At 29.5% G+C, this 2,457-nt stretch carries 1 protein-coding gene; it reads left to right on the forward strand.

All coding sequences use genetic code 11. From position 1 onward, the window contains the following. Positions 1-436: 436 nt before the first annotated feature. Positions 437-2,065, forward strand: a complete 1,629-nt coding sequence (gene ptsP, locus FGK85_RS14970) for a phosphoenolpyruvate--protein phosphotransferase (protein WP_171011455.1) — start codon at positions 437-439, stop codon at positions 2,063-2,065. Positions 2,066-2,457: the final 392 nt, after the last annotated feature.

Raw genomic sequence — 2,457 nt, forward strand, 5'->3', positions numbered from 1 at the left:
ATAATGCATTGATAAATTTTATCAATACTATAAATATGTATGATAAATTTTATCAGCCATAAATATTATCTCATAAATATTAAATTTAATGTTGTTATTATGATAAAAACTTAGTTAAATATGGCTTAGCTATAATTTGATTTTAAATGAAACTAAAATTTGTAATAGTAAATTAGTATATTTATAAAGTGAGTTGATAAATTTTATCAATATTTAAATTGTATCATAAATGGAGAGATGGAATAAAGAATTATTTGAAAATATAAATAAATTGAAGAAATATGTAGAATATAAGTGTATATAAAAAATATAGGTGCAGTTCATTTTATAAAAAAATAGCTTTGGCATGTATATTGCTTTAATTTATATAAAAGTTTAAATTGACGTAAAATTTCACGAATTTATATAATATTAAATGTTTAGGAGGAGTTTTTTAATGTTGAAAAAAGGTATTTCAGCATCAAAAGGATATGCTATAGGAAGAGTTGTTATAAAAAAAGAGCAAGAACTAAATGTGGTAGAGAAAAAAGTTGAAGATATAGTAGCAGAAAAGCAAAGGTTAAAGGATGCAGCAGAAGCATCAAGAGAACAGTTAACTAAAATAAAGGAAAAAGCAGAAAGAGAAGTAGGAAAGGATAAGGCAGCAGTTTTTGAAAGTCATATGATGCTTTTAGATGACCCTGAATTCACTGGCGCCATAGAGATGAATATAGAATCATCAAGTGTAAATGCTGAAAAAGCTCTTAAAGATGTAGTTGATATGTATATGGGTATATTTGCAGCTATGGAAGATGAGTATATGAGAGAGAGAGCAGCAGATGTTAAGGATGTAGGAGATAGAATATTAAAAAATTTATTAGGAGTAACTTCTGGGGATTTAAGTGATATAGAAGAAAATACTGTAGTAGTAGCTCATGACTTAACACCATCAGATACAGCGCAATTGGATAAGAGCAAGGTAATCGCTTTCTTAACAAATATAGGTGGAAGAACTTCTCACAGTGCTATAATGGCAAGGACTCTTGAAATACCAGCAGTAGTAGGACTTCAAAATATAACTGAAGAAGTTAAAGATGGTGATTTAGTTATAGTTGATGGAATAGAAGGAATAGTGGAAATCAACCCAAGTGAAGAAATAATAAAAGCTTATGAGGATAAGAAGGCTAAATTCCAAGGAGAGCAAGAAGAACTTAGAAAATTAATAAGTGTTGAAACAGTGACAAAGGCAGGAAAACGTGTTGAGGTAGTTGGAAACATAGGAAAACCAGAGGATGTACACCAAGTTATAGAAAATGGCGGAGATGGAGTAGGATTATTTAGAACAGAATTCTTATATATGGATAGAAATGATATGCCAACAGAGGAAGAACAATTTGAATCTTATAAGTATGTAGCAGAAAAATTAGAAGGAAAACCTGTGGTAATAAGAACCCTTGACATAGGTGGAGATAAAAAGCTTCCATATTTGCCATTACCAGAAGAGATGAATCCTTTTTTAGGATACAGAGCAATAAGATTATGTTTAGATAGAAAAGATATATTTAAGGTTCAATTAAGAGCTTTATTAAGAGCATCAGCTTATGGAAATATTAAGATAATGTTCCCTATGATATCTTCAGTATCAGAATTTTTAGAGGCAAAGAAAGTTCTTAATGAGTGTATGGAAGAGTTAAAAGCTGAAGGAAAAGAATTTAATGCAAACTTAGAAGTGGGTATGATGGTAGAAATACCAGCTGCTGCAGTAGCAGCAGACGAATTTGCTAAACATGCAGATTTCTTCAGTATAGGAACAAATGATTTGATTCAATATACATTAGCTGCAGATAGAATGAATGAGAAGATATCATATTTATATGATCCAATGCATCCAGCAGTATTAGCTTTAATAAAAAATACAATAGATGCTGCACACAGAGCAGGTAAATGGTGCGGAATGTGTGGAGAAGTGGCAGGAGATGAAAGAGTTATACCTCTATTAGTAGAATATGACTTAGATGAGTTCTCCATGAGTGCTACTTCAATATTGAAAGCTAAGCAAATAATAATGGAAACAGAAGTTCTTTAATTAAATAAATAGGATAGTGAGAAAAGGTATAACTGATTCATTAAATAGAGTAGTTATACCTTTTTTTAAGGGCTTAAAAATTTTTTTATTGGCGATCCTCCTCACCTAGCATCTAGTACCTAAATAAACTTCTCCACAAGTTTCTATTTTACATTCTAAATTTTAAATTAAGAACGTTTATTCATCTAATATAGAGATTGAAATTTATGAGCGAAAGTTAAGTTAGTAATTGAACTTTGGTAGTTATAAAATAAAAATATAAAATTTACAGGTAAGTAATACTCATTGCTTTTTACCTCTTACTTTTTACTTCTTACTCTTACCTTGTATAGTGTAGAACCTAAAATTTATATGCGAAAGTTAAGTTAATAATATATAGGATTATACGATTA

This window comes from Haloimpatiens lingqiaonensis (assembly GCF_901447495.1).
GTDB lineage: Bacteria > Bacillota > Clostridia > Clostridiales > Clostridiaceae > Haloimpatiens > Haloimpatiens lingqiaonensis.

Bases quoted from the DNA above. Each gene is read 5' to 3' on its own strand.
- ptsP (WP_171011455.1), top strand. From the start codon at position 437: ATGTTGAAAAAAGGTATTTCAGCATCAAAAGGATATGCTATAGGAAGA.